This is a genomic window from Sporosarcina koreensis (assembly GCF_000826145.2).
Lineage (GTDB): Bacteria > Bacillota > Bacilli > Bacillales_A > Planococcaceae > Sporosarcina > Sporosarcina trichiuri.
This window is the reverse complement of sequence record NZ_LN651336.1, coordinates 262,237-288,160: the sequence shown is the minus strand read 5'-3', so window position 1 is coordinate 288,160 and position 25,924 is coordinate 262,237. Positions and strand designations below refer to the sequence as shown.

29 protein-coding genes and 1 pseudogene are annotated in these 25,924 nt (G+C 54.5%); 19 read left to right on the top strand and 11 right to left on the bottom strand.

The window, feature by feature from the left end; all coding sequences use genetic code 11:
- The first annotated feature begins 63 nt into the window (after positions 1 to 63).
- The 4 genes from BN1190_RS05190 to BN1190_RS05175 all read left to right on the top strand — a co-directional run bounded on the left by BN1190_RS05190 (position 64) and on the right by BN1190_RS05175 (position 4,026).
- On the top strand, positions 64 to 1,023 hold the full coding sequence (locus BN1190_RS05190; RefSeq protein WP_040285920.1) for an ABC transporter substrate-binding protein: 960 nt from the start codon (positions 64 to 66) through the stop codon (positions 1,021 to 1,023).
- Positions 1,020 to 2,018 (top strand): FecCD family ABC transporter permease, encoded by a 999-nt coding sequence (locus tag BN1190_RS05185; RefSeq protein WP_040285919.1) that lies wholly within the window; start codon positions 1,020 to 1,022, stop codon positions 2,016 to 2,018. The genes BN1190_RS05190 and BN1190_RS05185 overlap by 4 nt, the downstream gene beginning before the upstream one ends.
- Positions 2,011 to 3,033, top strand: a complete 1,023-nt coding sequence (locus BN1190_RS05180; RefSeq protein ID WP_098060115.1) for a FecCD family ABC transporter permease — start codon at positions 2,011 to 2,013, stop codon at positions 3,031 to 3,033. Before BN1190_RS05185 ends, BN1190_RS05180 begins: the two co-directional genes overlap by 8 nt.
- A 276-nt stretch (positions 3,034 to 3,309) precedes the next feature.
- Positions 3,310 to 4,026, top strand: a complete 717-nt coding sequence (locus tag BN1190_RS05175; protein WP_040285918.1) for a bifunctional nitric oxide dioxygenase/dihydropteridine reductase 2 — start codon at positions 3,310 to 3,312, stop codon at positions 4,024 to 4,026.
- 241 nt (positions 4,027 to 4,267) lie between these two features.
- Here the strand turns inward: BN1190_RS05175 and BN1190_RS05170 are convergent, their stop codons facing one another.
- Together BN1190_RS05170 and BN1190_RS05165 are read right to left on the bottom strand one after the other, a co-directional pair.
- Positions 4,268 to 4,462, bottom strand: coding sequence for a hypothetical protein (locus BN1190_RS05170; RefSeq protein ID WP_040285917.1), 195 nt, complete (start codon positions 4,460 to 4,462; stop codon positions 4,268 to 4,270).
- Between the two features lie 29 nt (positions 4,463 to 4,491).
- The gene (locus BN1190_RS05165) at positions 4,492 to 5,340 is read right to left on the bottom strand and encodes a VOC family protein (RefSeq protein WP_040285916.1); all 849 of its coding nucleotides are present in this window, start codon (positions 5,338 to 5,340) and stop codon (positions 4,492 to 4,494) included.
- A gap of 350 nt (positions 5,341 to 5,690) precedes the next feature.
- Here BN1190_RS05165 and pnuC point away from each other — a divergent pair, with 350 nt between their 5' ends.
- The 3 genes from pnuC to BN1190_RS05150 are packed head-to-tail and all read left to right on the top strand — an operon-like array spanning position 5,691 to position 8,452.
- Positions 5,691 to 6,416 (top strand): nicotinamide riboside transporter PnuC, encoded by a 726-nt coding sequence (gene pnuC, locus BN1190_RS05160; protein ID WP_040285915.1) that lies wholly within the window; start codon positions 5,691 to 5,693, stop codon positions 6,414 to 6,416.
- The gene (nadR, locus tag BN1190_RS05155) at positions 6,413 to 7,444 is read left to right on the top strand and encodes a multifunctional transcriptional regulator/nicotinamide-nucleotide adenylyltransferase/ribosylnicotinamide kinase NadR (protein ID WP_040285914.1); all 1,032 of its coding nucleotides are present in this window, start codon (positions 6,413 to 6,415) and stop codon (positions 7,442 to 7,444) included. Before pnuC ends, nadR begins: the two co-directional genes overlap by 4 nt.
- Before the next feature lie 36 nt (positions 7,445 to 7,480).
- Positions 7,481 to 8,452, top strand: a complete 972-nt coding sequence (locus tag BN1190_RS05150) for an NUDIX hydrolase (RefSeq protein ID WP_144036072.1) — start codon at positions 7,481 to 7,483, stop codon at positions 8,450 to 8,452.
- Between the two features lie 383 nt (positions 8,453 to 8,835).
- On the opposite strand, the gene BN1190_RS05145 is transcribed toward BN1190_RS05150, so the two are convergent.
- Entirely contained in the window at positions 8,836 to 9,465 is a 630-nt protein-coding gene (locus BN1190_RS05145; RefSeq protein WP_040285913.1) for a hypothetical protein, read from the bottom strand.
- A 177-nt stretch (positions 9,466 to 9,642) separates the two neighbouring features.
- Between BN1190_RS05145 and BN1190_RS05140 the strand changes: the two genes are divergently transcribed.
- The 5 genes from BN1190_RS05140 to BN1190_RS05120 all read left to right on the top strand — a co-directional run bounded on the left by BN1190_RS05140 (position 9,643) and on the right by BN1190_RS05120 (position 13,216).
- Positions 9,643 to 10,782 (top strand): YibE/F family protein, encoded by a 1,140-nt coding sequence (locus BN1190_RS05140; RefSeq protein ID WP_040285912.1) that lies wholly within the window; start codon positions 9,643 to 9,645, stop codon positions 10,780 to 10,782.
- Entirely contained in the window at positions 10,779 to 11,540 is a 762-nt protein-coding gene (locus tag BN1190_RS05135; protein ID WP_040285911.1) for a YibE/F family protein, read from the top strand. The genes BN1190_RS05140 and BN1190_RS05135 overlap by 4 nt, the downstream gene beginning before the upstream one ends.
- Positions 11,541 to 11,658: 118 nt before the next feature.
- Positions 11,659 to 12,210: a GNAT family N-acetyltransferase gene (locus tag BN1190_RS05130; protein ID WP_040286028.1), complete on the top strand. Its 552-nt coding sequence runs from the start codon at positions 11,659 to 11,661 to the stop codon at positions 12,208 to 12,210.
- A 52-nt stretch (positions 12,211 to 12,262) separates the two neighbouring features.
- Positions 12,263 to 12,847, top strand: coding sequence for a helix-turn-helix domain-containing protein (locus tag BN1190_RS05125; RefSeq protein WP_040285910.1), 585 nt, complete (start codon positions 12,263 to 12,265; stop codon positions 12,845 to 12,847).
- Between the two features lie 15 nt (positions 12,848 to 12,862).
- A complete protein-coding gene (locus BN1190_RS05120) occupies positions 12,863 to 13,216 on the top strand; it encodes a DUF2200 domain-containing protein (protein ID WP_040285909.1) in 354 nt (117 codons plus the stop codon).
- 51 nt (positions 13,217 to 13,267) lie between these two features.
- Here BN1190_RS05120 and BN1190_RS05115 read toward each other — a convergent pair whose 3' ends face one another.
- Both BN1190_RS05115 and BN1190_RS05110 read right to left on the bottom strand, forming a co-directional pair.
- The gene (locus BN1190_RS05115) at positions 13,268 to 14,095 is read right to left on the bottom strand and encodes a cytochrome c oxidase assembly protein (protein WP_040285908.1); all 828 of its coding nucleotides are present in this window, start codon (positions 14,093 to 14,095) and stop codon (positions 13,268 to 13,270) included.
- Positions 14,085 to 14,528 (bottom strand): DUF2243 domain-containing protein, encoded by a 444-nt coding sequence (locus tag BN1190_RS05110; RefSeq protein ID WP_082023283.1) that lies wholly within the window; start codon positions 14,526 to 14,528, stop codon positions 14,085 to 14,087. The genes BN1190_RS05115 and BN1190_RS05110 overlap by 11 nt, the downstream gene beginning before the upstream one ends.
- A 294-nt stretch (positions 14,529 to 14,822) precedes the next feature.
- Between BN1190_RS05110 and BN1190_RS05105 the strand changes: the two genes are divergently transcribed.
- The 5 genes from BN1190_RS05105 (at position 14,823) to BN1190_RS05085 (ending at position 18,393) form a co-directional block, all read left to right on the top strand.
- On the top strand, positions 14,823 to 15,062 hold the full coding sequence (locus BN1190_RS05105) for a hypothetical protein (RefSeq protein ID WP_040285906.1): 240 nt from the start codon (positions 14,823 to 14,825) through the stop codon (positions 15,060 to 15,062).
- 487 nt (positions 15,063 to 15,549) lie between these two features.
- Complete coding sequence (gene rpmG, locus BN1190_RS05100) at positions 15,550 to 15,699, top strand: 50S ribosomal protein L33 (RefSeq protein ID WP_040285905.1); 150 nt, start codon at positions 15,550 to 15,552, stop codon at positions 15,697 to 15,699.
- A 130-nt stretch (positions 15,700 to 15,829) separates the two neighbouring features.
- Positions 15,830 to 16,936, top strand: coding sequence for a metal ABC transporter substrate-binding protein (locus BN1190_RS05095; protein ID WP_040285904.1), 1,107 nt, complete (start codon positions 15,830 to 15,832; stop codon positions 16,934 to 16,936).
- 12 nt (positions 16,937 to 16,948) lie between these two features.
- A complete protein-coding gene (locus BN1190_RS05090; RefSeq protein ID WP_040285903.1) occupies positions 16,949 to 17,593 on the top strand; it encodes a metal ABC transporter ATP-binding protein in 645 nt (214 codons plus the stop codon).
- Positions 17,581 to 18,393 carry a metal ABC transporter permease gene (locus BN1190_RS05085; protein ID WP_052461697.1) on the top strand — a complete coding sequence of 271 codons (813 nt, stop codon included), beginning with the start codon at positions 17,581 to 17,583 and terminating at the stop codon, positions 18,391 to 18,393. Before BN1190_RS05090 ends, BN1190_RS05085 begins: the two co-directional genes overlap by 13 nt.
- Before the next feature lie 74 nt (positions 18,394 to 18,467).
- Here BN1190_RS05085 and BN1190_RS05080 read toward each other — a convergent pair whose 3' ends face one another.
- From BN1190_RS05080 to BN1190_RS05065, 4 genes are read right to left on the bottom strand one after another with little or no spacing between them, the layout of a single operon-like run.
- A complete protein-coding gene (locus BN1190_RS05080) occupies positions 18,468 to 19,358 on the bottom strand; it encodes a TIGR03943 family putative permease subunit (protein ID WP_040285901.1) in 891 nt (296 codons plus the stop codon).
- Between the two features lie 8 nt (positions 19,359 to 19,366).
- On the bottom strand, positions 19,367 to 20,350 hold the full coding sequence (locus BN1190_RS05075; RefSeq protein ID WP_040285900.1) for a permease: 984 nt from the start codon (positions 20,348 to 20,350) through the stop codon (positions 19,367 to 19,369).
- Positions 20,351 to 20,365: 15 nt separating this feature from the next.
- Positions 20,366 to 20,800 (bottom strand): GTP-binding protein, encoded by a 435-nt coding sequence (locus BN1190_RS05070; protein WP_244898680.1) that lies wholly within the window; start codon positions 20,798 to 20,800, stop codon positions 20,366 to 20,368.
- Positions 20,801 to 20,805: 5 nt separating this feature from the next.
- Positions 20,806 to 21,327, bottom strand: coding sequence for a GTP-binding protein (locus BN1190_RS05065; protein WP_040286027.1), 522 nt, complete (start codon positions 21,325 to 21,327; stop codon positions 20,806 to 20,808).
- Between the two features lie 395 nt (positions 21,328 to 21,722).
- Between BN1190_RS05065 and BN1190_RS05060 the strand changes: the two are divergent.
- Positions 21,723 to 22,710: pseudogene (locus BN1190_RS05060) on the top strand (GTP-binding protein).
- A 224-nt stretch (positions 22,711 to 22,934) separates the two neighbouring features.
- On the opposite strand, the gene BN1190_RS05055 reads toward BN1190_RS05060, so the two are convergent.
- Positions 22,935 to 24,278 carry an MATE family efflux transporter gene (locus BN1190_RS05055; protein WP_244898676.1) on the bottom strand — a complete coding sequence of 448 codons (1,344 nt, stop codon included), beginning with the start codon at positions 24,276 to 24,278 and terminating at the stop codon, positions 22,935 to 22,937.
- 153 nt (positions 24,279 to 24,431) lie between these two features.
- Positions 24,432 to 24,992, bottom strand: a complete 561-nt coding sequence (locus BN1190_RS05050) for a TetR/AcrR family transcriptional regulator (RefSeq protein ID WP_040285898.1) — start codon at positions 24,990 to 24,992, stop codon at positions 24,432 to 24,434.
- 225 nt (positions 24,993 to 25,217) lie between these two features.
- Between BN1190_RS05050 and BN1190_RS05045 the strand changes: the two genes are divergently transcribed.
- A complete protein-coding gene (locus tag BN1190_RS05045; protein WP_082023270.1) occupies positions 25,218 to 25,919 on the top strand; it encodes a YhfC family glutamic-type intramembrane protease in 702 nt (233 codons plus the stop codon).
- Positions 25,920 to 25,924 lie beyond the last annotated feature (5 nt).

Below are 25,924 nucleotides of genomic sequence, written 5' to 3'. Positions count from 1 at the left end.
CAACTTTCTCTAGTATACACTATACCTGATATTGATAATCATTTTCAATTAGGAGGAGAAGCAATGAAGAAATATACAACTTTCCTGTCCGCTGTGCTGGCCGTCGGACTGCTGGCATCCGGGTGCGGGAAGACAGATGCAGGCAACAGTACTGAGAAAGAAACTGCTCAGAAAGAAGAGAGCGCAACGAAGGAGATTACATATCTCGGGAAGACCTATGAAGTGCCTGCTGAGCCGAAGAGGATCTTTGTGTCGACCGTGGAACCGATCGAAGAGATGACCTTGCTCGGCGTCAAACCGTATGCGGTGGCGGACGGGATCTATCTGGATGATCCTCCGGAGGAAGTGCAGAAGACACTGACCGATGTGGAATGGATCGACGGCGGGTATGAACCCGACAAGGAACAGCTGCTGAAACTGCAGCCGGATCTGATCCTCGCAACGGCCCGGATGGAGCCTGCCGATCTGAAAGCGTTCGAGAAGATCGCTCCGACCATCCCTGTCTCCGTGGGCGGCAATGATTCTGCGGAAACGATCCGGACGATCGGCGCCATCGTCGGGAAGGAAGCCGAAGCCGAAGCGGCTGTGAAAGCCTATGAAGAGAAGGCGGCGGAATCTCGCAAGAAAGTGGAGGAAGCGGGCCTTGCCGACAAGAAAGTGATGTATTTGCGGATCAGTTCGGAGTGGGGGATCAGCGGGTATGATGAGACGATCACCTACAATCAGACCCTGTATGACGGACTCGGTTTCCAAGTGCCGGACGTCATCAAGGACATCGACCGCCGTGACGAGATCCCTCTCGAGAAACTGGCCCAGGAGAATCCGGATTACCTGTTCGTCCTGACGCCGGTGGATGATCTGAAAGCGATCGATGATCTCGCAAAGAAGCCGCTGTGGAACGAAATCACCGCTGTCAAGGAAGATCACGTATTTGTCAATCCGGTGCATCCCGATCTGTTCGGCGTGCCGTATTTGAGCAAGCAGCTGTTCCTCGAGAAAGCGACGGCTGACCTGCTGAAATGACCGGCAGGAATCCCACGCTGATCCTGCTGGCGGGCCCCGTCCTGCTTGCTGCGGGGCTGCTGCTGTCCTTGCGCTATGGATCCGCCGACATCGCCTTGGCGGACCTTGTACATGCGCTCGTCAAGTATGATCCATCCGTCATGGAGGACCAGATCGTCCTGTCATCGAGACTGCCGCGTGCGCTCGGTTCGATGCTGATCGGGGCGCTGCTGTCGGTGTCGGGTGCCGTCATGCAGGGCGTGACGAGGAATTACCTGGCGGCGCCGTCGATCCTCGGTGTCACCGAAGGATCCGTGCTGTTCGTGACGGTCGGGATGGTGTTCTGGTCGAGCAGCCGGACGGAACTGTTCGTGCTGTCCTTCCTCGGCTCGATCGTGTCGCTGCTGATCGTCTTCGGCATTGCCCGGCTCGTGCCCCATGGGTTCCAGCCGGTACGCCTCGCCATCATCGGACTCGTGTCCGGCACACTGTTCGGCAGTGTCGCGACAGGGCTCGGCATCTATTTCGGCAAAGCGCAGAACTTGAGCTTCTGGTACAACGCCCGTCTGGATAAATTCGATTTTGACCAGCTGAAGCTGGGACTGCCGTTCATCGTCACAGGGTTTGTCCTTGCCCTGCTGCTGTCGAAATCGATCACGATTCTCAGTCTCGGGGAAGAAACGGCGGTCGGTCTCGGCGTACGGCGGCAGCTGATCATGACACTGTCGATCGTCTCGGTGGCCCTCATGACAGGGGCCAGTGTCGCGCTTGCAGGGAGCATTTCATTCATCGGGCTTGTCGTGCCCCATATCACACGCTTCCTCGTCGGGCATGACTACCGCTGGATCATCCCGTGTTCCGCCATGCTCGGCGCGGTGTTCCTATGCTACGCCGACCTGCTGAGCCGGTTCGTCAACCATCCGTATGAAACGCCGGTTTCGCTTGTGATCACGATTCTCTGTATCCCTTTCTTCATGTATCTGATCCACCGGAAAGGGGGGACCCAAGGTGTTTGATAAATCCAGGACAGCCGCCCTTCTGCCGTTCGCCGGAGTGGCCGCCCTCCTGCTGCTGGCCTTCTATTGGGTCATCACCAACGGCAGTTTCGATCTGTCCGTCGGTGAGGTGTTCCGGACGCTGGCAGGACAGGGCGATGATCCGGTCAATCAGACGATCATCTTCGAATACCGGCTGCCGCGCATCGTGATGGCGCTCGTCGTCGGCTTCGGACTTGCGATTGCGGGGGCCGCCGTCCAGGGGCTCACGAAGAACGGCCTGGCCGATCCGGGTATCATCGGGATCACGGCAGGCGCCGGTGCGGGCATCATGGTGTACATCTTCTTTTTCCAGTCATCGGTCGATGCAGAAAGCTGGACCAGCCTGTTCATCCGTCCGCTGTTCGGGTGGGCCGGCGGGCTGCTGTCGAGCTTCCTCATTTTGACGCTTGCGTGGCGAAATGGTCGTCTCGATATCCAGCGGTTCATCCTCATGGGGATCGCAATCTCCGCCGGGTTCGGATCGATTTCGATGTTCCTGTCGCTGAAGATGGATCCGGACGATTTCCAGAAAGCGGCCTTCTGGCTGAACGGGAGCCTGTACCAGGCGAACTGGCCGTACATATTGTCTGTCGTGCCGTGGCTTCTGCTGCTTGTACCGGTCATCATCTGGAAAGGGTACACGCTCGATATCCTGCAGCTCGGCAATCAGGCATCGCTCGGTCTCGGGGTGCACGTCAACCGGGAAAACCTGCTCCTGCTGCTGGCCAGTGTCGGCATCGTCAGTGCGTGTGTCTCGATCAGCGGCAATGTGGCGTTCGTCGGTCTGATCGCCCCGCATATCGCGAGGCAGCTGACCCGCAGCACCTACCGGGCCATCCTGCCGCTCAGCGGTCTGATCGGCATGCTGCTCGTCCTGATCGCGGATCATCTCGGCCATACCATTGCGTCCCGGGAAATTCCGCTCGAAGTGGTGATCGCCATCATCGGCGTCCCGTATTTCATCGTCTTGCTGATCCGCGGGAAGGTGAGGTAACAGATTTCAAAGTGGCCCATTACTATAGAGTCAATTGGAACTGCCAGTAAACTATGGTGTCCGGTGACTGCGGATGCATCATTGGGAACAGTTGAAACGGAGACACGGCAGCCGCGAGACGTCTGCTGCCGTGCTTCTCTTGTTGTATGCCTGCCGCTTGAAGGGACCTTTATTCTTTGAAGTTGACGAACTGTTCCCATTCTTTCATTGATAATCGTTATCAATTAATGTATATTGAGGCGTGAAGCGACTAGATGGAGAAAAGGGGAATGATTCATGCAGATCCATTGGACGAAAATCAATCAGATCATCGAAGAGACACCTGAGGTCAGAACATACATGCTCGACTGTCCGGAAGGCTTTGTTTGGGAAGAGGGGTCCCATACGCATTTCGCACTGGAGGGCTTCAATGCCGAAGACAAACCGAACCGCAGCCTGATCCGGCACATGTCCATTTCCACGCTGCCGCATGAAAACTCGATTGGCATCACGACACGCATCCGGGAGCAGTGTTCCGAATTCAAGTCGATTTTGCGGAATATGCAAGTCGGCCAGGAAGTGGCGATCTTCAAAACACATTCCAACGTTCCGCTGAAACGGGAAGGGAAGAATGTGTACCTTCTTTCGGCAGGGGTTGGATTGGCAACATTCCGGCCGCTTGTACTGGATTACCTGCAGAAGGCAGATGGGGTGAATCAGATCCATTCCTTGAATGTCGACTCCTCAAAAGACTTTTTATTCCCTGCTGTATTCAGATCAGCCCCGGATAAGAAGTTCACGGCACAGTTCGTCGGCAGCCGAACAGAGTATTATGAGGAAGCCAAAAAACTTGCAGCGGACAAAGATGGACTGTTCTATGTCGTCGGCAGCGACGAATTCCTGGCACAGACAATCGACGTGCTGCGCGGACAGGGCATCGAACCGGAACAGATCATGCTTGATAAGCATGAACAGCAGCTGGATGAGTTTTTCCCTGAGAAGCTCAAGGTGTAACTGGCTGAAGGAAGCTTCACTGCTTCCGGGTCATATAAAACAGTGCCTGGAAGAGACAGCGGACGGACAAACTGAATACTAACCAGAAAGAGACAGGTCTGCAACTTCGCCCTGTCTCTTTCTTATTTATCCGTATCATCCAAAGGTACCGCTTTCCGAGCAACAGTACATTCACAGTTTGAGAATGATTTTGTTGGATCCGTCTTCATGGTCATGGAACTTCTGATACGCCTCTGTGGCTTCATGGGGCTTCGATAGAGGTGATGATATCAGTCGGGTCGAATTGGCCGGATGCTACCTGATCAAGCAGGAGCTGCATGTTCTGTCCGATTTTTCCATAGACGTTTTTCTTGCCATCCATGCCGACGCAGTCGATGACGATGTCCGCTCCCTGCATCAGTTCTTTCATATGACCGCCGATTTCATCGGTTTCCATGTCTGGAGCCGAACCGGGCCCTCTGCCGGTTAGTCGAGTACCAGCTGGATGGCATTCCCGGAAGGATCTTGAGTCATATACATAGCCTCATCCTCAACTACCGGCGCACCAATGGCTTCCAACTGGCAAATCACTTCTTGTCTTGTGCGTTCGTCGGGATAGCGGATCGAAAACGATAGGAGTCCCGCACTTGTTGCGGAAGGTGCAGGCGCTCCCTTCCCGGCCCAGGTGTTGACCGCGATATGGTGATGGTAATTGCGGTCCGAGAGGAATAACGCCTCTGCTCCAAATCGGTTGACGAGGTTGAAACCGAGACCTTGGCAGTAAAATTGCTCTGCTCGTCCAAGGTCGGACACGTGTAAATGGATGTGTCCCATGACCGTGTCTTCAGGGAGACCTTCCCATGATCGGGTCGGTTCAGCAAGCAAACTTGTGAACGACAGCGGGTCTGTTGTCATGGCAACAGACCCGTCATTCCATAACCACGACGACGGATCGCGATCGATGTATACTTCAATGCCATTGCCGTCGGGATCCGGAAGGTAGATCGCTTCGCTGACAAGATGATCGGCGGCCCCGAAGTGAATGCCGAGCGAGTCCAAGTGACGGACGAAAGCAGACAAATCCGCGCGTGCCGGAAGCAGCAGAGCAATGTGATATAAGCCGGTCGTGCCTGCCTGTTTGGGGGTTGTTTGATCAGGCTGTTCAATGGTGAGTAACACATTCTCCCCATCTGCAGTCAAGAAAGCTTTGGCAGGGGTCCGGCTCATCACTTGAAAGCCAAGTACTTGTTGATAGAAGGTCAGGGAACGCGAAATGTCCTGGACCTTCAAGGCAACGTGGTCGACATATGTTACAGGCGCGTTATGGAAGTTCATGGAATCATCTCCTGAGTAGCAGTCTTGTACTGTTTCACACTGAAAACTTACTATAAGTAAGTATAAGGTTTTCTAGAAAGGCTCGTCAAGTGGAGGCTTTGCAGTGTCAGTCGGCGATCAGTTATGAAAAGCAGAAGAGACCGGGACGTTGGTGTGTATGTTTATTACTTTTTGGCGAGCAGGGATTCTTTACATAGGTACACCAGTCGTTCCCCGCAACTTCCCCCGGTTACTGCCGTTTTTTGAGGGGTGTACAAATTCCATTCTGCTCTTGACAACTACATAGATAATAATTTATACTAAGTAAAAAGTTAGAAACAAAATAAAACTAAGTAAAAGGGGTGGGCGAGATGGAAGGACGGCTGAAAGGGTATCTGGCGCAATGGACCGGGTTTGAAAAAGGGTGGATCGCCGTATTCACGGCGGTGACGGTGTATTTGTATTTCGCATTCGAGGATACGCTGCTCGGACTCGTGAGTTCGATCGCGGGGATGCTCTGCGTGGTGCTTGTCGCGAAGGGGAAAGTGTCCAACTATGCGTTCGGGGTCGTGCAGACGGCGACCTACGGCTATATCGCATTCGGCTACGGATTGTATGGGGAGGCGATGCTGAACTGGGCGTTCTACTTCCCGACGCAGTTCATCGGCATCTGGCTCTGGATGCGGCATGCGAAGAAGAAAGAGGAGTCGGAGCGCGGCGAGGACGTCTATGTGAAACGGCTGACACCAAAAGGCTGGCTGATCGTCATCGGGTCGTTCGCAGTGGGGGCGCTGCTGTATGCAGAACTGCTGAAGGTGCTGTCCGCGCAGCAGGTGCGGATCGACAGCATGGCGGTCGTCCTGTCCGTCATCGCGCAGATTCTGATGGTGCAGCGCTATGCGGAACAGTGGGTCATCTGGATCCTCGTCAATGTGCTGACGATCACGCTGTGGGTCGTGACCCTCGTGCAGACAGGCGGCAATGACTGGAACATGGTCATCATGTGGACCGCGTTCCTCGTGAACTCGATCTACGGCTATGTGAACTGGATCCTGTTATCGAAAGTCCAGAAAGCGGAAGGGAGTGTCGCAGCATGAAAAAGGTCGGACATTACGGCGGGAAGTTCATCCCGTTCCATAAAGGTCATTTGTATGCGATCACCAAAGCAGCGGCGCAGGTGGATACGCTGTATGTCGTCGTCAGCTACGACGAAGAGCGGGACCGGAGGCTGTGCGCGGAGGCGGGCCTCGGCTATATCGACTACCGCCGCCGGCAGCAATGGATCATGACGAGTGTGAAAGGGATGCCGAACGTGCAGGTGATCGCGGTGGAAGACCCGCCTTGGGTGGATGAAACCCATATGTGGCTCGAGGGGGGACGGCGCATGATCGACGCGATCCCGGAAAACATCACCCACATCTTCAGCTCGGAGCACGCCTACGATCATTGGTTCCGGCAGATCTACGGGGAAGACGTCCAGCATGTTGTCATCGATGAGGCCCGCACGATCTTCCCGATCAGTGCAACGAAAATCCGGAACGAAGGGGTGTATGCGAACTGGGACATGATCCCGGAAGCGGCACGGCCGTATTTCACGAAGCGGATCGCCATCGTCGGCGTCGAGTCGTGCGGGAAGTCCACACTGACCCGCAATCTTGCGTCGCTGTTCGGCACGGAATACGTCGAGGAGTACGGGCGCACGGTGAGCGAAGCGGTCGGTGACGGCAGCTCCCTGCTGACGGAAGAGCATTACCAGGAGATCGTCTACGGCCATAAGCATCTCGAGTTCCAAAAGCTGAAGAAGGCGAATAAACTGCTGTTCACTGACAGCGAGGCGGTCGTTTCCCAATACTATGCCAAGATGTATTTCGGCCGCGAACTGGACTTCATCGAAGGGGTGATCGGTTCGCAGGCGTACGACCTGTACCTGTATCTCGAACCGGATGTCGACTGGGTGGCGGACGGCTTCCGGACGTTCAGTGATCCGGCCGTCCGGGAAGAGACAAACCGCACGCTGAAGCGGATGTTCGACGAGCGGGGCATCCCGTATGTCAGCATCGGCGGCGATTACGAGGCGCGGCTGGACCAGGCGATCGCGGAAATCACGGAGCTGCTGCGGCATTGAGGCGCACCCCGTCCGCTGACACCCGCTTGTCTTCCCGTGCCGGAATGCGTAGAATACGACTACATCGACAAATCGGAAGAGGGTGTCATTGTGGAGGAGCAGGAACTGCGGAAACTCGGGGAGCAGGAGTTCATCGAACAATACAGGAAGACGGAGAAGGACCGGTACGAAAAGCCGTCGATCACGACAGATATGGCCATCTTCACCGTGGCGACGGATACGGTGCAGGACCGGCGGAAGAAGGCGGCGAAGGAGCTGCAGCTGCTGCTGATCCGGCGGGGCGGTCATCCGTATAAGGGGGACTGGGCGCTTGCCGGCGGCTTCATGGGCATTGATGAGGATCTCGACACAGCGGTCCGCCGGGAGCTGAAGGAGGAGACCGGCGTCGAAGGGATCTACGCCGAACAGCTCTATACATGGAGTGCGGTGGACCGGGACCCCCGGATGCGGATCGTCAGCGTCAGCTATCTGGCGCTCGTCGACCAGAGCCGGCTGCCTTCTTTGCAGGCGGGGGATGATGCGGAGGAGGTTGCCTGGTTCACCGTTCGGGATACGGTGCTGGATACGCACGATGAAGTGCTTGGCGGCACGGCCCGCCGCACGGAACAGATCCGCTTGGAACTGACATCCGGGGAGACGGTGGTCCGTGCCGGATTGGAACGGGTGACGGTGACGCAGGGGACGAATACGCAGACGTCCGTAACGATCACGGAACGGGACGGCCTTGCTTTCGACCACGCGGAAATCATCCTGTACTCGCTCGAACGGCTGCGCGGCAAGGTGAACTATACCAACATCGCGTTCAACCTCGTCGCGGAGGAGTTCACCCTGCCGGATCTCCAGCAGGTCTACGAAGTGATCCTCGGCCGCCCGCTGAACAAAGTCCAGTTCCGACGGTATGCCGAGGAGATGGTGCTCGACACAGGCAAGGAGGTCACGACGGGCGCCTACCGACCATCGAAACTGTACCGCTACAATCCAGCCTGGGTGCCGGACCGTTGGAAGTGAATGGAGTGGACCGTATAGGTCATACGGAATCAGCGATGGGCGCCAGCGAGATATGCAAAAAAGCCGATGGGAGATCCATCGGCTTTTTCGGATGCACAGGCTACCCAGCTTGGCAGGAAACGGCGGGCGGCACAAGAACCCCGCAACTGTCTGTCCAAGATTTGAAAGAGCGTTGTGCGTTATCGGTTGAACTTTACAGTGTAAGAACTTTGATACGTAAGATTTACAGCTTTGAGCTGTAAGCGCTGAGCTTTCAGTTCTCTTCAACTATTCATTAGAATCATAAGTGTAAGTTGGCCGGTTTTGCTTATTGTCCCAAACAAACTCCGGTAAACGAAGGGTCTTGTGGTTGCCGTTTTCAGGTATCCATGCAGGACAACAGATCAGATGGTGATTTGTGTGATCGCGTTCGACTCGGAGAGGACGGCGTCGACGTCCGTCTTGAAAGCTGAAATGCGTTCTTCCAGTTCATCGATCCGTTTGCTGAGATGGAGCGGATCGATGAGCATGAACTCATTCCGTGCGAGGAACGCCTTCGTATGCAGGTCGACTTCCTCTTTCTTGGCAGTCTCTTTCTTTCCGAGAATTTCTGCCAAGTAGGCCTCGAGCCGCTGCGGCAATGTATCGTTCTCCATCGTCAGCCGGTTCACAGCCTGACGCCGTTTCGCGATCATCGCTGCCAGAAGGTCCTCCTCCAGCTGGATCGACGTCTTCCGCTCGATCGCTTTGGCGACCGTCATCGTTTCACCGCCGACTGTCACTTCCGTGGTGGCGTTCGACTGCACGATCGCTTCCTTCAGGCGGTTGCGCCGCTCGATGAGGGAGACAGCTTTGTCGAACCCGCCCTGCAGGGTCTTCTCGAATTCCTCGATCGGGAGTCCGTTCACCTTTTCAGCGGATTTCCGATCCGTTGCGATGAATTCCGCATCCCGGACCGCTTTTTCGATCCGGTCGTTCAATGTCTTCAGTTCTGCCAGTGCTCTGTGGACCGACATCATCTGGGGTGCCGTCATAGCTACTCCTCCAATCACGATAACAACTAGTTTACCAGTTGTTGTGGGAATTTGACAAATTGCAGCTGAAGATTCTCCCGAGGAAAAAGACAATATGATTTCATGGTACGATAGAGAAACGAAAATGGTATTGGTGATCCCGGTCGGTTCTCCGGATCACCTTCTGGAGGATTGTACATGAATGGGTTTACTCTGAAAAAACTGGTGCTCGGGCGACAGGCGGTCTGGCTGTACGCAGTGCTTGCGGTGCTGTTCGTCGGTTCGCTGTTTGCGGTGCACCATAACGAATCTCTGTACGACAGGCCGATCGGTCTGATCGTCAAGACGCACGACGCAGGTCGGGAAGCTGTCACGGACGAGCATGGCAACCGGGACACCCTCGTGACGCAGCAGCTCGTCGCAGAAGTGCGGAATGGTGAGCACAAGGGTGAGTGGATCGCATTGAAAAACATCTATTCCCACTCGGGCGTCTATGACCAGCAATATGAAGTCGGGAACCGGGTGTTCCTGACGATCGGCAAGGACCGGACGGCGGACGGGCTGCTGACCGGACAAGTGATCGATCTGAAACGGGATGGGTATGTCGTTCTCATCGCGTGGCTGTTCGTGCTCACTTTGCTTGCGATCGGCCGCCGGAAAGGGATGCTCGCCCTCGTCAGTTTTGCGGCGAATGTCCTCATCTTGACGGTGGCCCTGGAACTGTACACCGATCATTTCCCGAAAGGTCTGCTGATCATCGCCGGCGTCTGTGCTGTGCTGTTCACTGTCGTGTCGCTGCTGCTGGTGAGCGGATTCAATGAAAAGACCTATGCGGCCATCATCGCTACCTTGATCGCGACCGCGATATCGCTCGCTATCGCGGCCGCCGTCATCTGGCTGATGGACGGTAAGGGGCTCCGATATGAAGAGATGCAATTCCTGACACGTCCATATAGGACCGTATTCTTCGCAGGTCTGTTCATTGGCTCGCTCGGGGCGATCATGGATACGGCAATCACGATTTCGTCGTCGCTGTTCGCGCTGCAGCACCGTAATCCGGATATCCCGATGCATGAACTGAAGATGTCAGGACTGGATATCGGGAAAGACATCATGGGCACGATCACAAGCATCCTGTTCTTTGCGTATCTGACCGGTTCACTGCCGATGCTCCTGCTGTACTTGCGGAATGCATCCTCTCTGAGTTTCGCACTGCCGATGAACCTGTCGCTTGAAGTCGCACGGGCGCTGACTGGCGGCATCGGTATCGTCCTGTCCATTCCAATCACCCTTTACACGGTCCTGTACTTCATCCGAAGAAGGAGGGCGGCGCTGTGAATGTCATCATACTTCTTGGGGCGGTTCTGCTGCTGGTCATGGTGTGGGTCGGCGGATCGAGCGGATTGCGGTCGTTCTTCGCTCTGTTCCTGAATTTCGGCGTGCTGTTCTTCATGCTGTTCTTCATGACGAATCCGTCTGTCAATCCGATCATCATCACATTTATCGCAAGCATCCTCGTCTGCTGCATCGGCTTGTTTTACATCAATCAGGTGAACAGCAAAACGGTGATCGCATTCATCTCAACGATGCTCGTCATCAGTGTCCTGCTGCTGTTCATCGTCTACCTGTCAGAAGCGCTGATGATCCAGGGCTTCGGTGAGGAGGAGGCCGATTCCCTGAGTGGCTTCTCCTTATATGTCGGCGTCGACTTCGTGAAGATCGGAGCGTCCGTCGTGATCATCAGTACGATCGGAGCGATTCTCGACGTCGCGATTTCGATCACGTCGACCATGCAGGAGATGCACCGGCGCAATCCGCTCATGAGCCGCGATGAATTGGCGGCTTCCGGAATGGAAGTCGGCCGGGATATTCTTGGGACGGATACAAATACGCTATTCTTCGCGTTCTTTGGCGGCTATCTCGGCCTGCTCATCTGGTTCAAGGATCTGCAGTACAACCTCGGGGAGATCGTCAATGCGAAAGTGTTCAGCTCGGAGGTGCTGCTCGTCTTCAGCGCGGGGATCGGTGTCGCGCTCGTGATTCCGGTTTCGTCCTGGATGAGTGCTGCGTATCTCGTTAGGAAGTCCGGAAAGTGAACTCGTATTATGGAGCGGAACCCTGTGGCAGACCATTTGCCGCAGGGATTTCTATGTCTCGCCTTATTCACCGAATTGTATGGTAGGATGGAAGGAAACTGAGGGAATGGGGAACAGTATGTACAGAGATGAAGAATTGGTGATCCGGCCGATCGAGCAGCGGGATCTGCCGCGGTTATGGGAATTGATCTACAAAGAAGAATCGCCGGAGTGGAAGCAGTGGGATGCGCCTTACTTTCCTCATCATGCAAAGCCTCTCGGTGAATTCATGGAGACAGCACCCGGCTGGGTCGGCTGCGAGGAGATGTGGGTGATCGAGGCAGAAGGAGTCGTCTGGGGAATCGTGTCCTATTATTTTGAGGACACCACACAAATCTGGCTGGAGACAGGCATCGCCATCCATGAAGGAAGTAATTGGAACAAAGGAGTCGGAACGAGGGCATTGACGATGTGGATCGCTCATATTTTCACGACACTGCCGGTGCCTCGTGTAGGCCTGACGACATGGTCCGGCAATCACCGGATGATGCGGGTCGGCGAGAAACTCGGCATGCAGCTCGAAGGGCGCATGCGGAATGTCCGGTTCCATGACGGGGCCTATTATGATTCGATCCGGATGGGCATCCTGCGGGAAGAGTGGGAAGCCGACTCTACGGAACGTTTGTTGTGAAGAGGACTGTCTGCGGTGTACGATAAGTTCATCAGGAAGGGGACGATGAGAGATGGATATGGAAAAGACGGGCAGTATAATCCAGCAGATGCGCAGGGAAAAAGGATGGACACAGAAAGACCTGGCGGATCGGCTGCAGGTGTCCGACCGCACCGTCTCCAAGTGGGAGCGGGGTGCAGGATATCCGGACGTGTCCTTGCTGCCTGAGCTGTCCTTCCTTCTTGGTGTGCACATCGAAGACATTCTGGCCGGCGGATTGGACGCCGGTGATCTCACAGGAGGCAATATGAAAAAAACAAACTATTTTGTATGTCCGTCGTGCGGTAATATTTCCGTATGCACGGGCAGTGCATCGGTGGCATGCTGCGGCCGGAAACTGGATCCGCTGACAGCCGGGAAAGCGGCAGGAGAGCACATGATGATCTGTGAAAAGATCGACGGGGAGTTATATGTCTCCAGTAATCATCCTATGTACAAAGACCATTCGATTTCATTTGTCGCATTCGCGACAGGAGACCAGATCCAAGTGTTCAAACAGTATCCGGAATGGGCGCTGCAAGCCAGAATTGCAAACCGCCGGCACGGCATGTTATTGTCATTTTGTACAGAGCACGGTCTGTTTTACCAGAACGTTTAACAGGGAGAGAATCTGATGACGAAGCATAAGATCTATACGATGCCGGTTGCGGACGTGTATCCATTATATATCGCGAAAGCGGAGCGAAAAGGCCGGACGAAGGAAGAGGTCGATACGATCATCCACTGGCTGACGGGCTTCACGGAGGAAGGATTCAGCAAAGTGCTTGCAGACAAAACCGATTTCGAGACTTTCTTCGAACAAGCCCCTGCACTGAACCCGGCCCGGCGCCTCGTGAAAGGCGTCATCTGCGGAGTGCGTGTGGAAGACATCGAAGAACCGGTCATGCAGGAGATCCGCTATATGGATAAGCTGATCGATGAATTGGCGAAAGGCAAGAAGATGGAGAAGATACTGAGGGAAGCTTGAATGCTGCGGCTGAAGCTCCTGCAATCATAGGCGGTGAATGACCGGAACCAGTTAGGATTGCCGGAGTTTCCGGCCGCCTTTTTGCCGTGGGCGGACAGAGCGGTACCATTGGAGACAAAGGAAAAAGATAAGAAAAGCGTCGATGGCATCGCCGCCATAATACATAACCAGTCCTCCGGCTTGGGCCTGTTCTGCCGGAACGCCGGCTGGCGGGTGTGCATAGATGAACTTCGACAGAATCGCATGACCTGCCAGAAAGACTAGCAGTACGGCTGAACGTAACTGATAGGAGTGCGGATGGGGAGACGGGTCGACATAGAGCATGGATACCGTGAACACATATCCCGCTGCGAACACATGGAAATGGATAAGCAAGTAAAGGGACGGGTATGTGTGCATCAGTGAATAAAGATCACTAGTATAGAGCAGCCACAGACCTCCCAAGTTGAGGATGGCTGCCGTGACAGGATGTGTCACCAGTCGGGAAAACCGGCATTTCAGCAGACGGGTGAGCCTGCGTGCCGCTTCCGTGGGAAGAGTCCGCAGCATGAGAGTCATGGGAGCCGCCAGCACAAGGAGCAAAGGAGATAGCATCCCCAGGAAGAGGTGGCCGACCATATGCGCAGTGAAGTCGGTATGAGCCCGGTCAGCGACAGGCCCTGCAACTGACAGCCATGCAAAAAGAACTCCTGCAATCCAGTAAATCACACGGGAGACCGGCCACCTCCTGTAATGTCGGCCCGTCTGTTTTGCGGCGACAATATAGAGAATGATGGCTGTTGCGAACAGCAGGGCCAGAAGAGGTTGAGAAAAGCCGCCCAGCGTAACAGCCGGATCGCCTGAAGCCGGAAGATGGTGAACAAGATGGTCATTCTTCATGGAGCGTGTCCTTTCGGGTGCGGTATGCCAGCAACAGACCAGCGACTATAAGAAGAACGGCAATCAGGTTCCATATCCAATCGTAGACGGCCAAGTTGTCGACATACCGGATTTGATGGAGGCGCATAAGTTTGTGCTGGACTGTGCCATCGTAGAGCTGAAACATCCCGCTTCCAAGAAGAACCCCGCTCCACCATCTGGGAAGACGGAGGGCGCTGCGCCGCCGCAGGTCGGCAAAGATGAAAAGTCCGCCAATCGTTGCAAACCAGCTGAACGCATGGAACAGCCCATCAGAGATCAAACCGACATCCGTGGTCGACTTATCGTAGAAATGATGCCAGCGCAGCAACTGGTGAAAAACGGTCTCATCGACAAAGGCGGCTGCTCCGACCCCGAACAGCAGACCGGACCACAGGTTGCGCGCAGCACACATGTCCCGTTGCCGGAGATTTTGAGGAAGACGGGTGTTTGAGTTATGGGATACCAAAGTGATCGCTCCTTCGTCATGCTTATCATTCCTTGCCAATATGCCCGGCTGGAAATATTTTAATCAACACGTGGATTCTGTGCATCGCTGGCTGGGGGTGGAGGATGCTCACTGTAAGCCGACAAGGCAGGATAACCAAAAAACCTCCGGTGAGCGCAGCCTTGAACCTTTTGAACAGGTGGTCAGGAAAAAGTGTGATAGCATGAGGAGGATGAATTCTAAAGCGAGGGAGGTGAGAGGATGTCTTCGGGAATTACAGCGCTGCTCATTCTGCTGGTGTTGTTCATCATGCTCAGAAACAAAGGGGACGGTGATATGAAGCCATTCACCTCCTTGGACCCCGAAGAGCGGAAACGGATCCAGGCGTATGCCCGGGAGACCCGCGAGACTGCCTCCGACATCGAGACAGTCAAAATTCTTCGGCAGGAGTTCGGGCTGACATTGCTGCAGGCAAAACAGGCGGTCGACTCGGTGAAGTGATAAAGTCGGTCATCTATTGAAAACAAGAACGCACAGCGGCCGCCGTGCGTTTTTTTTATGTGTTCCTGACAATGTTTACGTACAGGTTTTCTCCGGTTCCATTGGTTTTGCTGTGGATCGGGAGGCTGTCCGGCTGGTTCATCAAAATGGGGACAGGCCGGTCACTCTGCGTTCTTCCTATGTATTGGATGAGGCCTGGCGAGGAAGGATTTGTGAAGTTATGAGCGCTGGAGGGTGGTTTATGAGCGGAATTCTGGTTTTATGAGCACTATTGCAAGTTTATGAGCGAAGGGAGAGCTTTTATGGGCACTTTGTGCAGTTTATGAGCGGAACGCCAAGGTTTATGAGCAAACTGATCCTTCCGGCTGGCAGAGGAACTCAGTACGGACCAGCTCATCAAAGTATGTAAGAAAAAAATCGTTGACAATCGTAATCATTACGGTTATCATCTAAAATCGTAGACATTGCAACTAAGGAGGTGTTCATAGTGAGAGTGAATATTACGCTGGCGTGCACGGAAACAGGGGACCGTAATTACATAACGACGAAAAACAAGAGGACGAATCCTGAGCGGATTGAGCTGAAGAAGTATTGTCCGCGACTCCGCCGGGTGACCTTGCACCGGGAGACTAAATAGGGAGAATGAAGATCTTTAGTACCGATTAAAAATTTTAACATTTTTTAAATCGTAATGATTACTATTTGTTGATTATCACTGCGAAAAAATTTAAGCAGGCATAACTAGCGGAAAGAGATAGGAGAGTTCGATGAATAAAGTATGGATAGCTTTGACACTTGCAGCAGGAGCGGTCTTCCTCGGAGGCTGCCAGCAGGACGTTGAGAAACAGAAAGCGGCGGTTGATGAAGGTCATGAAGCGAAACTGTCGATCGTGACGAGTTTTTATCCGATGTATGAGTTCACGAAAGAAGTGGTGGGGGACAATGCCGATGTCACGATGCTGATTCCGGCATCCGTGGAACCGCATGACTGGGAGCCGGCGGCGAAAGATCTGAAGGAGATCCAGGACGCAGACGCACTGGTCTATAACAATGAAAATATGGAAACGTGGATCCATGATATTGAGGGGGCGGTCGGATCCTCCGTCGAACTGATCGACGCTTCGGAAGGGATCGAGCTGCTGCCATTCACCGGGGAAGCGCACGAGCATGAGTATGACGATCATGATCACGATAGAGATGCCCGGGAACATGAGGGAGAAGATTATGACCACGGTAGTGATGAACACAGCCATGAAGGCGAAGGTCATGAGCATGGAGAGGAAGCCGGCGCCCATGAAGGTGAGGCGCACGACCATGAAGACGAAGATCATGAGCATGAAGGCCATCACCATGATTTCGATCCGCATCTCTGGCTGAGTCCTGCCCGGGCGATCACCGAAGTGGAAACGATCGCTGCCCGTCTCGGTGAAATTGATCCTGACCACAAAAGCGATTATGAGAAGAACAGAGATGAATTCGTGAAGAAATTGAAGGCGCTTGATAAGGAGTACCAAGAGACACTGTCTTCCGTCAGCAACAAAGAGATCATCACCCAGCACGCAGCTTTCGGGTACGTGGCAGCGGATTATGGTCTGACACAAGTTCCAATCGCCGGTCTGTCGCCTGACAATGAACCGAGTGCAAAAAAATTGAAAGAACTGAAAGAGTTCGCAGAGCATCATGATATCCATACGATCTTCTTCGAGGAGAACGCATCATCGAAAGTCGCGGAGACACTGGCCGCGGAGCTGCAGGCGAAGACCGCCGTCCTCCATACTCTGGAAGGGCTCAGTGAAGACGAACAGAACAGCGGAGCGACCTATATCAGTGTCATGTCAGACAACCTGCATGTGCTGGCGAAAGCTCTCCGATAAAGGATGATAGCAATGAGTACAGCAGCAATCGGGCTTCAGCACGTGACGTTCGGGTATACGTCGGAGCCTGTCATGGATAATCTTTCGTTTTCCATACCATCCGGACAGTTCACCGTCATCACGGGGGAGAATGGGGCCGCAAAGACGACAGCCCTCAAGCTGCTCGGCGGTCTTCTCGTGCCATGGAGCGGTTCCCGGTTCGGCATGCGCCAGTCAGCGGTCAGTTATCTGCCGCAGGATGCCGCGGCCATCGAACCGGACTTTCCGAGCACCGTCCGGGAGTTCGTCCTGTCGGGTGTCTGGGACCGAAAGAAATGGTTTCAGCGCATCCGGAAAGAAGACAAAGCCAAGGCCGCTGAAATGATCGGCCAATTCGGACTTTCGGAGCTGGCAGACCGGCCGATCGGCAGACTGTCAGGCGGTCAGCGGCAGAAAGCCTGCACAGCGAGGGCTTTCATGGCTGCGCCGTCGATCCTGCTGTTGGACGAACCAACCTCGGGAATGGATGAAAAGACACGGAAACAGTTCTATCAGGTGCTGAAAGCGATGACGCCTGCCGTCACCATCGTCATGATCACCCATCACCTGGATGAGCTGCAGCCGTACCTCGACCGGATCCTTCAGATGGAAGAAGGTACCTGTATATGTTCGAATTAGTGTTCATGCAGCGTGCGCTCGCCGCGAGTCTGCTGATCGCCCTGATCTCACCGTTGATCGGCGTGTTTCTGATCATGCGGAACCAATCGCTCATCGCCGATACGCTGAGCCATATCGCACTGGCCGGCGTTGCGGTGGGGCTGCTGCTGGGCGACCGGCCGGGATGGATCAGCGGACTGGTTGTCGTGCTCGGCGCCTTGCTCATCGAATATTTGCGGACCCGATACCGGAGCTATTCGGATGTGTCCATCGCCATCATGATGGCGGCAGGGCTTTCCATCGCCCTGTGTCTGATGACTGTCATGCCGACCGGCACGAAGACGATGAACCAGTATTTGTTCGGTTCCATCGTCACAGTGACACAGGAGCAGCTCGTGACGCTGCTGATCATGTCCGGCGTCATCGGTTTGTATTTCCTTGTTGCGAAGAGATCCCTGTACAGGATGGTGCTGCACGAGGACATCGCGAGGGCAGCGGGGATCCGGACAAAATGGCTGTCCTTTTCGTTCAGTGCGGTCATCGGGCTGTTCATCTCCACGATGATTCCGATGACCGGCATGCTGCTCGTCTCAGCGATCATCATCTTGCCGAGTGCTGCGGCGATGCAGCTGACGAGCCGCTTCCGGCTGGTATTCGTCACTGCGGGCGTCTTGTCGATCCTCTGTTCGATCGCTGGGCTTGTAACCTCCTACACAGGCGGCACACCACCGGGCGCGAGTATCGCGTTGTGGATGGTGGCGGCGATCGCTCTCATCCTGCTTGGCAAGAAGAAGGTCAGGCGGCCGTCGATAGTGCGGTGATCACCCATGAAAAGCCCCGTTGGATCCTGCATTGTGCAGGCCGGCGGGGCTTTTCATATGGTATGCGGGTCTCGTCAGTAGACATATGGGAGTTCCGGCTGATCGATCACCTGATGGTCCGACATCTCAAGGAACGGGAGGGTCATGCCTTCATGCTGGACGGTCGTCAGTGTACCCGTGACATCGAGCCATTCATCTTCTGCAAAGGGGGCTGCGGGCGGTTCGGCTGACATGATACCGTACACTTCGGCATCCGCCACACAGCAGCTGATACCGAACCGTGCGATGACGAACCGGTTCTCCTGGAAGATCGGATCCTTGAAGACGAAGCCGGTCATCGACAGCTGTTTTCCTTCGAATGCGACTGGATCATCGTTCAGATAGAACATGACATCCATATAGTTTTCGTTCGTCATCTCGATCGTGTCCGCGTCCAGCAGTTCCTGCCGGAGAATGGCGAATTCACTCTCGTCATAGGCCGCTTCATATGGATCCGCAGCCGGATCTCCCGGCAGGACGTCTGCAGCGGGATCGACGGTTTGACCTGTGTCCGCTGCGATCCCTTCTCCATTCCCAGGAGCGCTTGCCGCGGACGGATACTGGAACCCTCGTTTCGCAGCGATAGAGCTGTCGAGGGAGACGGACGGGAACCAGAGACCTGTCAGGACAGGCAAGGCGAACAGCAGGTAGATGATCGCCGATTGAAGTGGTGCTGCAGACGGACCGTGTGAGAATCCGCAGTCACAGTATAACTCCTCCTCATCGGCAGACAGGCTCCTGATGAGCTGCATGATACCGAGGATCAGCAGGACGGCGAGTGCGATATACGAAAACTTCACCATTTTCGGCGCGATGTACAGCAGGATGTCCCCAGTGACGAGCAGCCGGAGCAGCAGGGCGAAGAATCCCAGTAAGAGAAGTCCGCGCAAGAGAGCGTGGATCCTGTAGTTCGATGCAGTTTCCATAGTTCACCTCACAAAAAGAAAGTCTGATACAGCAGAACGATCGTGTATACGATAACTGTCACGATCGCCATGAAGCCGATTACGAACTTGGCGCGAAAATAGCCGAACAGCATGATTGTACTTTTTATGTCGAGGATTGGCCCGTAGATCAGGAATGCGAGCAGGGACCCGGTCGTGAACGTCCCGGCAAACGAGGCGGCGACAAAGGCATCCGCTTCAGAGCAGAGCGACAGGACGAATCCGAATGCCATCATGAGCAGCGGCGAAAGATTGTCGTTCTGCGAGAGGGCGAGCAGCTCGCTCCGGTTGAAGAATGTCTGGACGGCACTTGCAACGAGCGCACCGATCAGCAGGAATTTCCCCATATCGAAAAATTCGTCACTCGCGTGGAACAGGACGGTGCGCCAGCCGTTCCTGCCGATGCCGTCTGCCCGTTCCGTTTGTCCGACCAATTCCTCCGCCGACCATTTCAGCTGGCTCCGGTCGCTGAAGAACGCATAGACGAGCAGACCGATCAGTGCCGCAACCACTGCGGCGATTCCCATGCGGGCGTAGGCGATCTCCGGTGCTTGCGGGAATGCGAAGTACGTCGAGGCGAACACGATCGGGTTCAGGGTCGGCGCCCCGGCTAAGAAAATCATCCCGACGTGCAGCGGCATTCCTTTCTTCATGAGTCGCCGTACGACCGGGATGATGGCGCATTCGCACACCGGGAAGATCGCGGTCACGAGGACGGCGGGCACGATGGCGGCATAGGCGTTTTTCGGGATCGACCGCCGGACGGCATCTTCCGAGACGAACGTCTGGATCAGCGCCGACATGAAGACGCCGAGGAACACGAACGGCAGCGCTTCCAGCACGATGCCGAGGAATGTCGTGTTCATGAGCAGCAAGCTTTTCGGGATCGCTTCCTGTAATCCCGCACCTACAAAGAAATAGAGCAGGATGAGAAGGATGAGCGGGTACGTGAAGTAATTCAATTTTAAGGCCATAGGAGTCTCCTTGTCTTACTGGTGTATGAGTTTTTCATAGAATTCACGGATCTCCTGCCGATCGAGCGACGGTCCGATTAGGATGATGACCGGTTCCTTCCCACAGTCGGCCGGCAAGGGCGAGACAACCGCTTTCCCGCCCGACAGCTGGAGGCTGTAAGGGGCGGCTGCTCCGGAACTGCCGATAAGCGAGACAACCCCTTTTCCTCTGACGACATGGGCCGGCAGATGACGGCACCATGCGAGGAGCTCTTTCTTCGTAACGATCGGGATATCCGTAAGGCGGATCGCCTGCAGTGTGCCGTGCCGGTGTGCCGTAGCAGAGTCAGATGCCCTGGATTGTAAAACGGAATGGATACGTTTTTCAAAAAGGCGATCAATCGGGAAATCTGCTGCGGGTACATCGGCAAGGTTCTGTCCGCCTGGTGTCTTCGAAATCTTGCTGCGCACCTTTTTCAAATGGAAGCCGAGACCAGGTCCGTCTTTGTCAGCAGCAGCAGGCTGCAGCACGCAAGCTGATCGGCAATCAGCCGGCGGACTTCGCCCGTGCTCGCAAACAGACTCTGGTATTCGAGGAACTGGGCGGCATCCGCGACGGTGATGACGGACATCAGTTCATACGTTGAGACATACGGCTCGCTGTACAGCACTTCCTGGATATCGATCGGGTTTGCGGCACCCGTCCCTTCGATGAACAGCACGTCGACCGGGCTGTCTGCAGACCGTGCGCTCACTTCTTCGAGCGTCTCCCGAAGATCATCCTGGATGGTGCAGCAGATGCATCCTTCGAGCAGTTCGTACATCGTGCCGGTTTCGAAAAGATGCCCTTCCACGTTCTCCTTGCCGAGTTCGTTCATGATGATGGCGGCCTCTTTGCCGGTTTCCTTGCAGTGGGCGAGCATCCTCATCAGCAGCGTCGTTTTTCCGCTGCCGAGGAAGCCGCTCAAGATGTAAACGGGTATTTTCGATTGTTGCATGTACAGATGCACTCCTATTCTACTATTGATGGTCAAACTGTCTGATTAGACAAACTATGCGAACGAGATGCTTCGGATGCCTGGCTGCCCGTTGTGTGAAGTTACGAGTTTAAACCTGAAGGCATGATCACTTCTGGCGTGAGTACGAGCGGAATTATTGGTTTATGATTACTTCTGTCACTTAAATAAGAGGAAATCCAGTTTTATGAGCACACTGCGTTACATGTCTGTTCGCCAGCTGCTGGACAGTGTTTCGGTTTATGTACATGAGACCTGCATGGCGACGGGAGAGAGCTACGCACAGACGGCATCAAAAAAACATCCGCAAAAACAGTTTACAAAAATAAGAGACATGTGTAAAGTGTAACCATTACGATTTACGAGGAGGAAGCATATTGGCTGAACAAATACCGGTGACTGTGCTGAGCGGCTACCTGGGGGCGGGAAAAACAACTGTGCTGAATCATCTGCTGGCAAACCGGCAGGGATTGAGGATCGCAGTCATCGTCAATGATATGAGTGAAGTGAATGTCGATTCCATGCTGGTGCAGCAAAACGGGTTTACCCGCACGGAAGAAAGTCTGGTGGAACTGTCGAACGGCTGCATCTGCTGTACTTTACGGGAAGATTTGATGATTGAAGTGAAGAAGCTTGCGGAAGCGGGCAGTCTGGATGCCATCGTGATTGAATCGACAGGCATATCCGAACCGATTCCTGTGGCACAGACCTTCACCTATGAGGATGAGCAGCTGGAAATCCGGCTTTCGGATTACTGCAGATTGGACAGTATGATCACTGTTGTGGATGCTTACCGGTTCTTTACGGACTATGAAAGCGGTGAATCGCTGCTGGACAGACAGCAAACGGCTGATGAGCAGGAGGCTGTTCGATTTTGAAAAGGCGAGCGGATCAGCGGGATGGCTGAAAGAGCTGAACGAGGAGCATGCGCCGGAAACCGAGGAATACGGGATTTCGTCGTTCGTCTACAGGCGTCGCAAGCCGTTCCATCCGCAGCGTTTCCATGACTGGCTATTGAAGTTCCCGGGTGAGATCATACGCTCCAAAGGGCTGTTCTGGCTTGCGACCCGTCAAGAAATGGCAGGTCTTCTGTCGCAAGCGGGCGCTTCCATCGTATTCCAGGGCGCCGGCCAGTGGGTGGCGGCTATGCCGGAAGAGGAGCGCCAGGCCGCCATCCTCGATGATCCCGGTCTTGCAGAGCGCTGGCACGAGGAGCATGGCGACCGGCAGACAGAGTTGGTATTCATCGGTCTGGATATGGACCGTGCATCGATCGAACGGTCGCTCGATGACTGTCTCGCAACGGAGGAGGAGATGGCCGCAGGATGGAACGGAACGCAGGACCCCCTACCTCAATTCGTATGAATGGGTGTAAACAGGTAACTTGGAACAATTGAATAGCGGTGACCGTTCCGGTTGACAGTACGGGGCAGGTGAGGTAAAGTTGCACGAAGGAAACAAAAGTTGCGTAAGGGAAACTTACGATTTCTCTGCGCTTTCCTTTCAATCATTACTCATTCCTCTTTCCTGCAGAAAAGGGATTTGTAAGCGAAAACCCCCTCCGGACTGGTGAACCGGAGGGGGTTTCATTAGGTTGTCACTGGACTTGCAGCTTTCCGCTGGACCAGCCAGACACCGAGGAATACAACGAACTCGGATGCCGGAATGGCCAGCCAGATGCCAGTGACGCCCAACAGTGGCGGCAGGATGGCGAGGAACAGCAGCATGATGAGGATTTCACGTGATGCCGTGATCCAGGTCGCCATCCGGACATTCCCGGTTGATTGGTAATATGTCATCATCACGAAATTCATGCCGGTGAACAGGTAGGCAAGGAAGAACAGGTGGATGCCTGAAACGGCCAGACTGCGGACGGCCGGACTGAAGTCGCCGAACAGCGAGACGAGCGTGCCTGCAGCGAACTGACCCGCCAGGAGAGCAGCAATTCCCAATCCGAGGGCAGTGCCCATCGCCAGCTGCATCGTCTTGCGGATCCGCTTATTGTTTTTAGCGCCCCGGTAATAGCTGATGAGCGGCTGCACGGCACTGCCGAGTCCGAGGAACAGCATGAGCAGCACATTATGGACGTAATTCAGGATGGCGAAGGCGGCGACCCCGTCCGTTCCTGCAGTCCGTTCAAACGCGATATTATGGGAGATCGTGAATACCGAGATGCCGACTTCCGACAGGAAACATGGGAAACCGATCAGGACGATGGCTGCAAACAGCCGGCGGTCGAATGTGAATCGTCTCCATTTGAGGTTGTTGGTCTTTTTGAAGAAATGGAGGGACATGATCAGGATGCCTAAGGCAGAAGCGAGGATGGTCGCAAATGCTGCACCCTGAACCCCGAAATCATAGACGAATAGGAACAGGTAGTTCAGCACGATGTTGAGCACCGACGTTGCAATAAGAGCGCTCATTGCAAGTGTCGGACCGCCGTCATTGCGGATGAAGATGCTGAGCATATTCTCAACAGTCAGAATGACCCCGAAAATCAGTATGACATACAAGTAGTCACTGACGAACGGCAGGGTCTCTGCATTCGCCCCGAGGAGATAGGCGAGCGGTGTCCGGGCTGAATAGGCTATGACTCCGATGATGATCGTGATCAGGATGATCGATACGAGTGCATGGCTGAAAATACGGCGGCCTTCCATCAATTCCTTGGCGCCCATTGCAGCGGAATACTTCGTTGCTGCGCCGATGCCGATCCATAAAGAGACCGCAACGAATATGGAATAGACGGGCGCTGCAATACCGACGCCGGCGAGCGCCGCTGCACCAAGCCGGTTGCCGACCATGGTCCCGTCGGCTACGATATTGACGGCCATCAGCAGCATCCCGATCATCGAGGGGATGAGATAACGGAGGAAGATCCGGCCGACTGGCGCGGTATCCAAGTCATTCAGCTGAACCGAAGATGTCTGCACAGCGCTCACCCCCTTCAAGCCGGATCATTGCGTGCGGTATTGCGTACCTCATAATTCCATCTCTCTTTCAAAGTAGTTGTAAAACGAGGAAACTGTTTTTGTTTTTATAGTTTAAAAAGGCCAAATGAAAAACCGTGCGTGCACAACGGTTTTTCAGCGGTCCGGCTGGCGGGCAATGCCGTATAAGAGGACATCGACGATTTCCTCGAGCGCTTCCTGTGAGGAAATATGATTCCGCAAGAAGAAGTTTTTATCCAATGTTGCATTCGCAGCTTCAATGATCAGCTTCATGAGAAGGGGGACATTCCGATCGGCGATCAGCCCCTCCGCCATCCCCTGACGGATGAGTTCTTCGACTTCATCCCACTCATTGAGGGCAGCATCGACCCGGCGCCATTGGTCGGGGAACGATTTTTTCATCTGCTCGAGAATCTGTCTCGTGTAAAATTCGTTATATGTCGGCACAACGGTGATGGCGCTTCGGATTTTCTCCAATAAAGGAAGGGAGTCATCTGCGAGAATGGCGGCGGTCTTCTCATCGAACTCACGGAGCGTCGTATCGATGATCGCATCGAGGATCTCCCCTTTGGATGAAAAATGCTCATAGAGCGTGCGCTTGCTGATCCCCAGCCGTTTCGCCAGATCGTCCATCGTGAATTTCATGCTCGTCTCCTGCACTTCTTCCAAAAACCCTCTCATGATCCGCTCTCTCATCCGGCAGCCCCCTTGTGCGTAAACTTTTTAAACTGAATTAGTTTCCTTTGTATATTGCTCAGTATATAGGATGGCAATCCGGAATGCAACTGGGCGGCGTGGCGGAACTTGTGGATCGGGTGAAGTGCGGGCCGAGCAGGAACATGCGCATAATGCGTCTCCTCTGCAAGCGGATGACGACATACGCTACAATAACAGCTGACGAAAAGCGTCATTGGAAGGGGGATGGCAGATATGCCCGGAGCGATCATCATAAGCATCGTCCTGCCGTTCATCCTGTTCGGCATATCTATAGGAAGAAGGAGAGCTCCGGTCTTTCTGCTTGGTGTTTCGACATATGTACTTGGACTGCTGGTGATCCGTCTGCATCTGCCCGATCATCTACTCGGCCGGAGCCGCATGCTGGAGATCTGGCAGATGCGGCACCCTGCCGTCTTCTCGGTCCTCATAGGATCAGCAGGTGCCGCTGCGGGAGAATTGCTGCGTTTTTTGGTGATGTTCCTCCTGCTGAAACGGAAGACATGGCAGTCGGCCGTCTTCTTCGGCACAGGACAGGGAAGTGCGGAAGCCCTGCTGCTGGTCGGGGTGCCAGCAGTTGGTGCTCTTATCAGTCCGTCCATTCCGCATCATCCGGATGTCTATGCAGCCGCATCCGTCGAACAGCTGAGTATCGTGATGATGCAGATCGGACTCTCTGTACTCATGCTGCAGTGCATCCGTCGGTGGGACTGGCGGTACTTGGCCGCTGCAGTCATCAGTCATACTGCGATCGTGACAATGGTCGGTTTCCTTCCGTTCATTCTGCATCCGGCACATCAGCTGGCAGCCATCCTGACAGTGTTCATAGCTGGCGGTCTGCTTTTGGCCGGCTATGCCGGGATTGCAATCAGAAGACCAGGCGGGGAAAACGATCATCCAGCAGAGTGATCTGC

What these genes read in the sequence shown, in the direction of transcription:
- BN1190_RS05165 (WP_040285916.1), bottom strand. Translation starts at nt 5,340, where the DNA reads ATGAACTTCCATAACGCGCCTGTAACATATGTCGACCACGTTGCCTTG.
- BN1190_RS05095 (WP_040285904.1), top strand. Translation starts at nt 15,830, where the DNA reads ATGAATAAAGTATGGATAGCTTTGACACTTGCAGCAGGAGCGGTCTTC.
- BN1190_RS05145 (WP_040285913.1), bottom strand. Translation starts at nt 9,465, where the DNA reads ATGACGGCACCCCAGATGATGTCGGTCCACAGAGCACTGGCAGAACTG.
- BN1190_RS05125 (WP_040285910.1), top strand. Translation starts at nt 12,263, where the DNA reads ATGGATATGGAAAAGACGGGCAGTATAATCCAGCAGATGCGCAGGGAA.
- BN1190_RS05175 (WP_040285918.1), top strand. Translation starts at nt 3,310, where the DNA reads ATGCAGATCCATTGGACGAAAATCAATCAGATCATCGAAGAGACACCT.
- BN1190_RS05140 (WP_040285912.1), top strand. Translation starts at nt 9,643, where the DNA reads ATGAATGGGTTTACTCTGAAAAAACTGGTGCTCGGGCGACAGGCGGTC.
- pnuC (WP_040285915.1), top strand. Translation starts at nt 5,691, where the DNA reads ATGGAAGGACGGCTGAAAGGGTATCTGGCGCAATGGACCGGGTTTGAA.
- BN1190_RS05090 (WP_040285903.1), top strand. Translation starts at nt 16,949, where the DNA reads ATGAGTACAGCAGCAATCGGGCTTCAGCACGTGACGTTCGGGTATACG.
- BN1190_RS05085 (WP_052461697.1), top strand. Translation starts at nt 17,581, where the DNA reads ATGTTCGAATTAGTGTTCATGCAGCGTGCGCTCGCCGCGAGTCTGCTG.
- BN1190_RS05185 (WP_040285919.1), top strand. Translation starts at nt 1,020, where the DNA reads ATGACCGGCAGGAATCCCACGCTGATCCTGCTGGCGGGCCCCGTCCTG.
- BN1190_RS05130 (WP_040286028.1), top strand. Translation starts at nt 11,659, where the DNA reads ATGTACAGAGATGAAGAATTGGTGATCCGGCCGATCGAGCAGCGGGAT.
- nadR (WP_040285914.1), top strand. Translation starts at nt 6,413, where the DNA reads ATGAAAAAGGTCGGACATTACGGCGGGAAGTTCATCCCGTTCCATAAA.
- BN1190_RS05115 (WP_040285908.1), bottom strand. Translation starts at nt 14,095, where the DNA reads ATGAAGAATGACCATCTTGTTCACCATCTTCCGGCTTCAGGCGATCCG.
- BN1190_RS05080 (WP_040285901.1), bottom strand. Translation starts at nt 19,358, where the DNA reads ATGGAAACTGCATCGAACTACAGGATCCACGCTCTCTTGCGCGGACTT.
- BN1190_RS05050 (WP_040285898.1), bottom strand. Translation starts at nt 24,992, where the DNA reads ATGAGAGAGCGGATCATGAGAGGGTTTTTGGAAGAAGTGCAGGAGACG.
- BN1190_RS05110 (WP_082023283.1), bottom strand. Translation starts at nt 14,528, where the DNA reads ATGTGTGCTGCGCGCAACCTGTGGTCCGGTCTGCTGTTCGGGGTCGGA.
- BN1190_RS05065 (WP_040286027.1), bottom strand. Translation starts at nt 21,327, where the DNA reads ATGCAACAATCGAAAATACCCGTTTACATCTTGAGCGGCTTCCTCGGC.
- BN1190_RS05190 (WP_040285920.1), top strand. Translation starts at nt 64, where the DNA reads ATGAAGAAATATACAACTTTCCTGTCCGCTGTGCTGGCCGTCGGACTG.
- BN1190_RS05120 (WP_040285909.1), top strand. Translation starts at nt 12,863, where the DNA reads ATGACGAAGCATAAGATCTATACGATGCCGGTTGCGGACGTGTATCCA.
- BN1190_RS05170 (WP_040285917.1), bottom strand. Translation starts at nt 4,462, where the DNA reads ATGGAAACCGATGAAATCGGCGGTCATATGAAAGAACTGATGCAGGGA.
- BN1190_RS05075 (WP_040285900.1), bottom strand. Translation starts at nt 20,350, where the DNA reads ATGGCCTTAAAATTGAATTACTTCACGTACCCGCTCATCCTTCTCATC.
- BN1190_RS05105 (WP_040285906.1), top strand. Translation starts at nt 14,823, where the DNA reads ATGTCTTCGGGAATTACAGCGCTGCTCATTCTGCTGGTGTTGTTCATC.
- BN1190_RS05045 (WP_082023270.1), top strand. Translation starts at nt 25,218, where the DNA reads ATGGCAGATATGCCCGGAGCGATCATCATAAGCATCGTCCTGCCGTTC.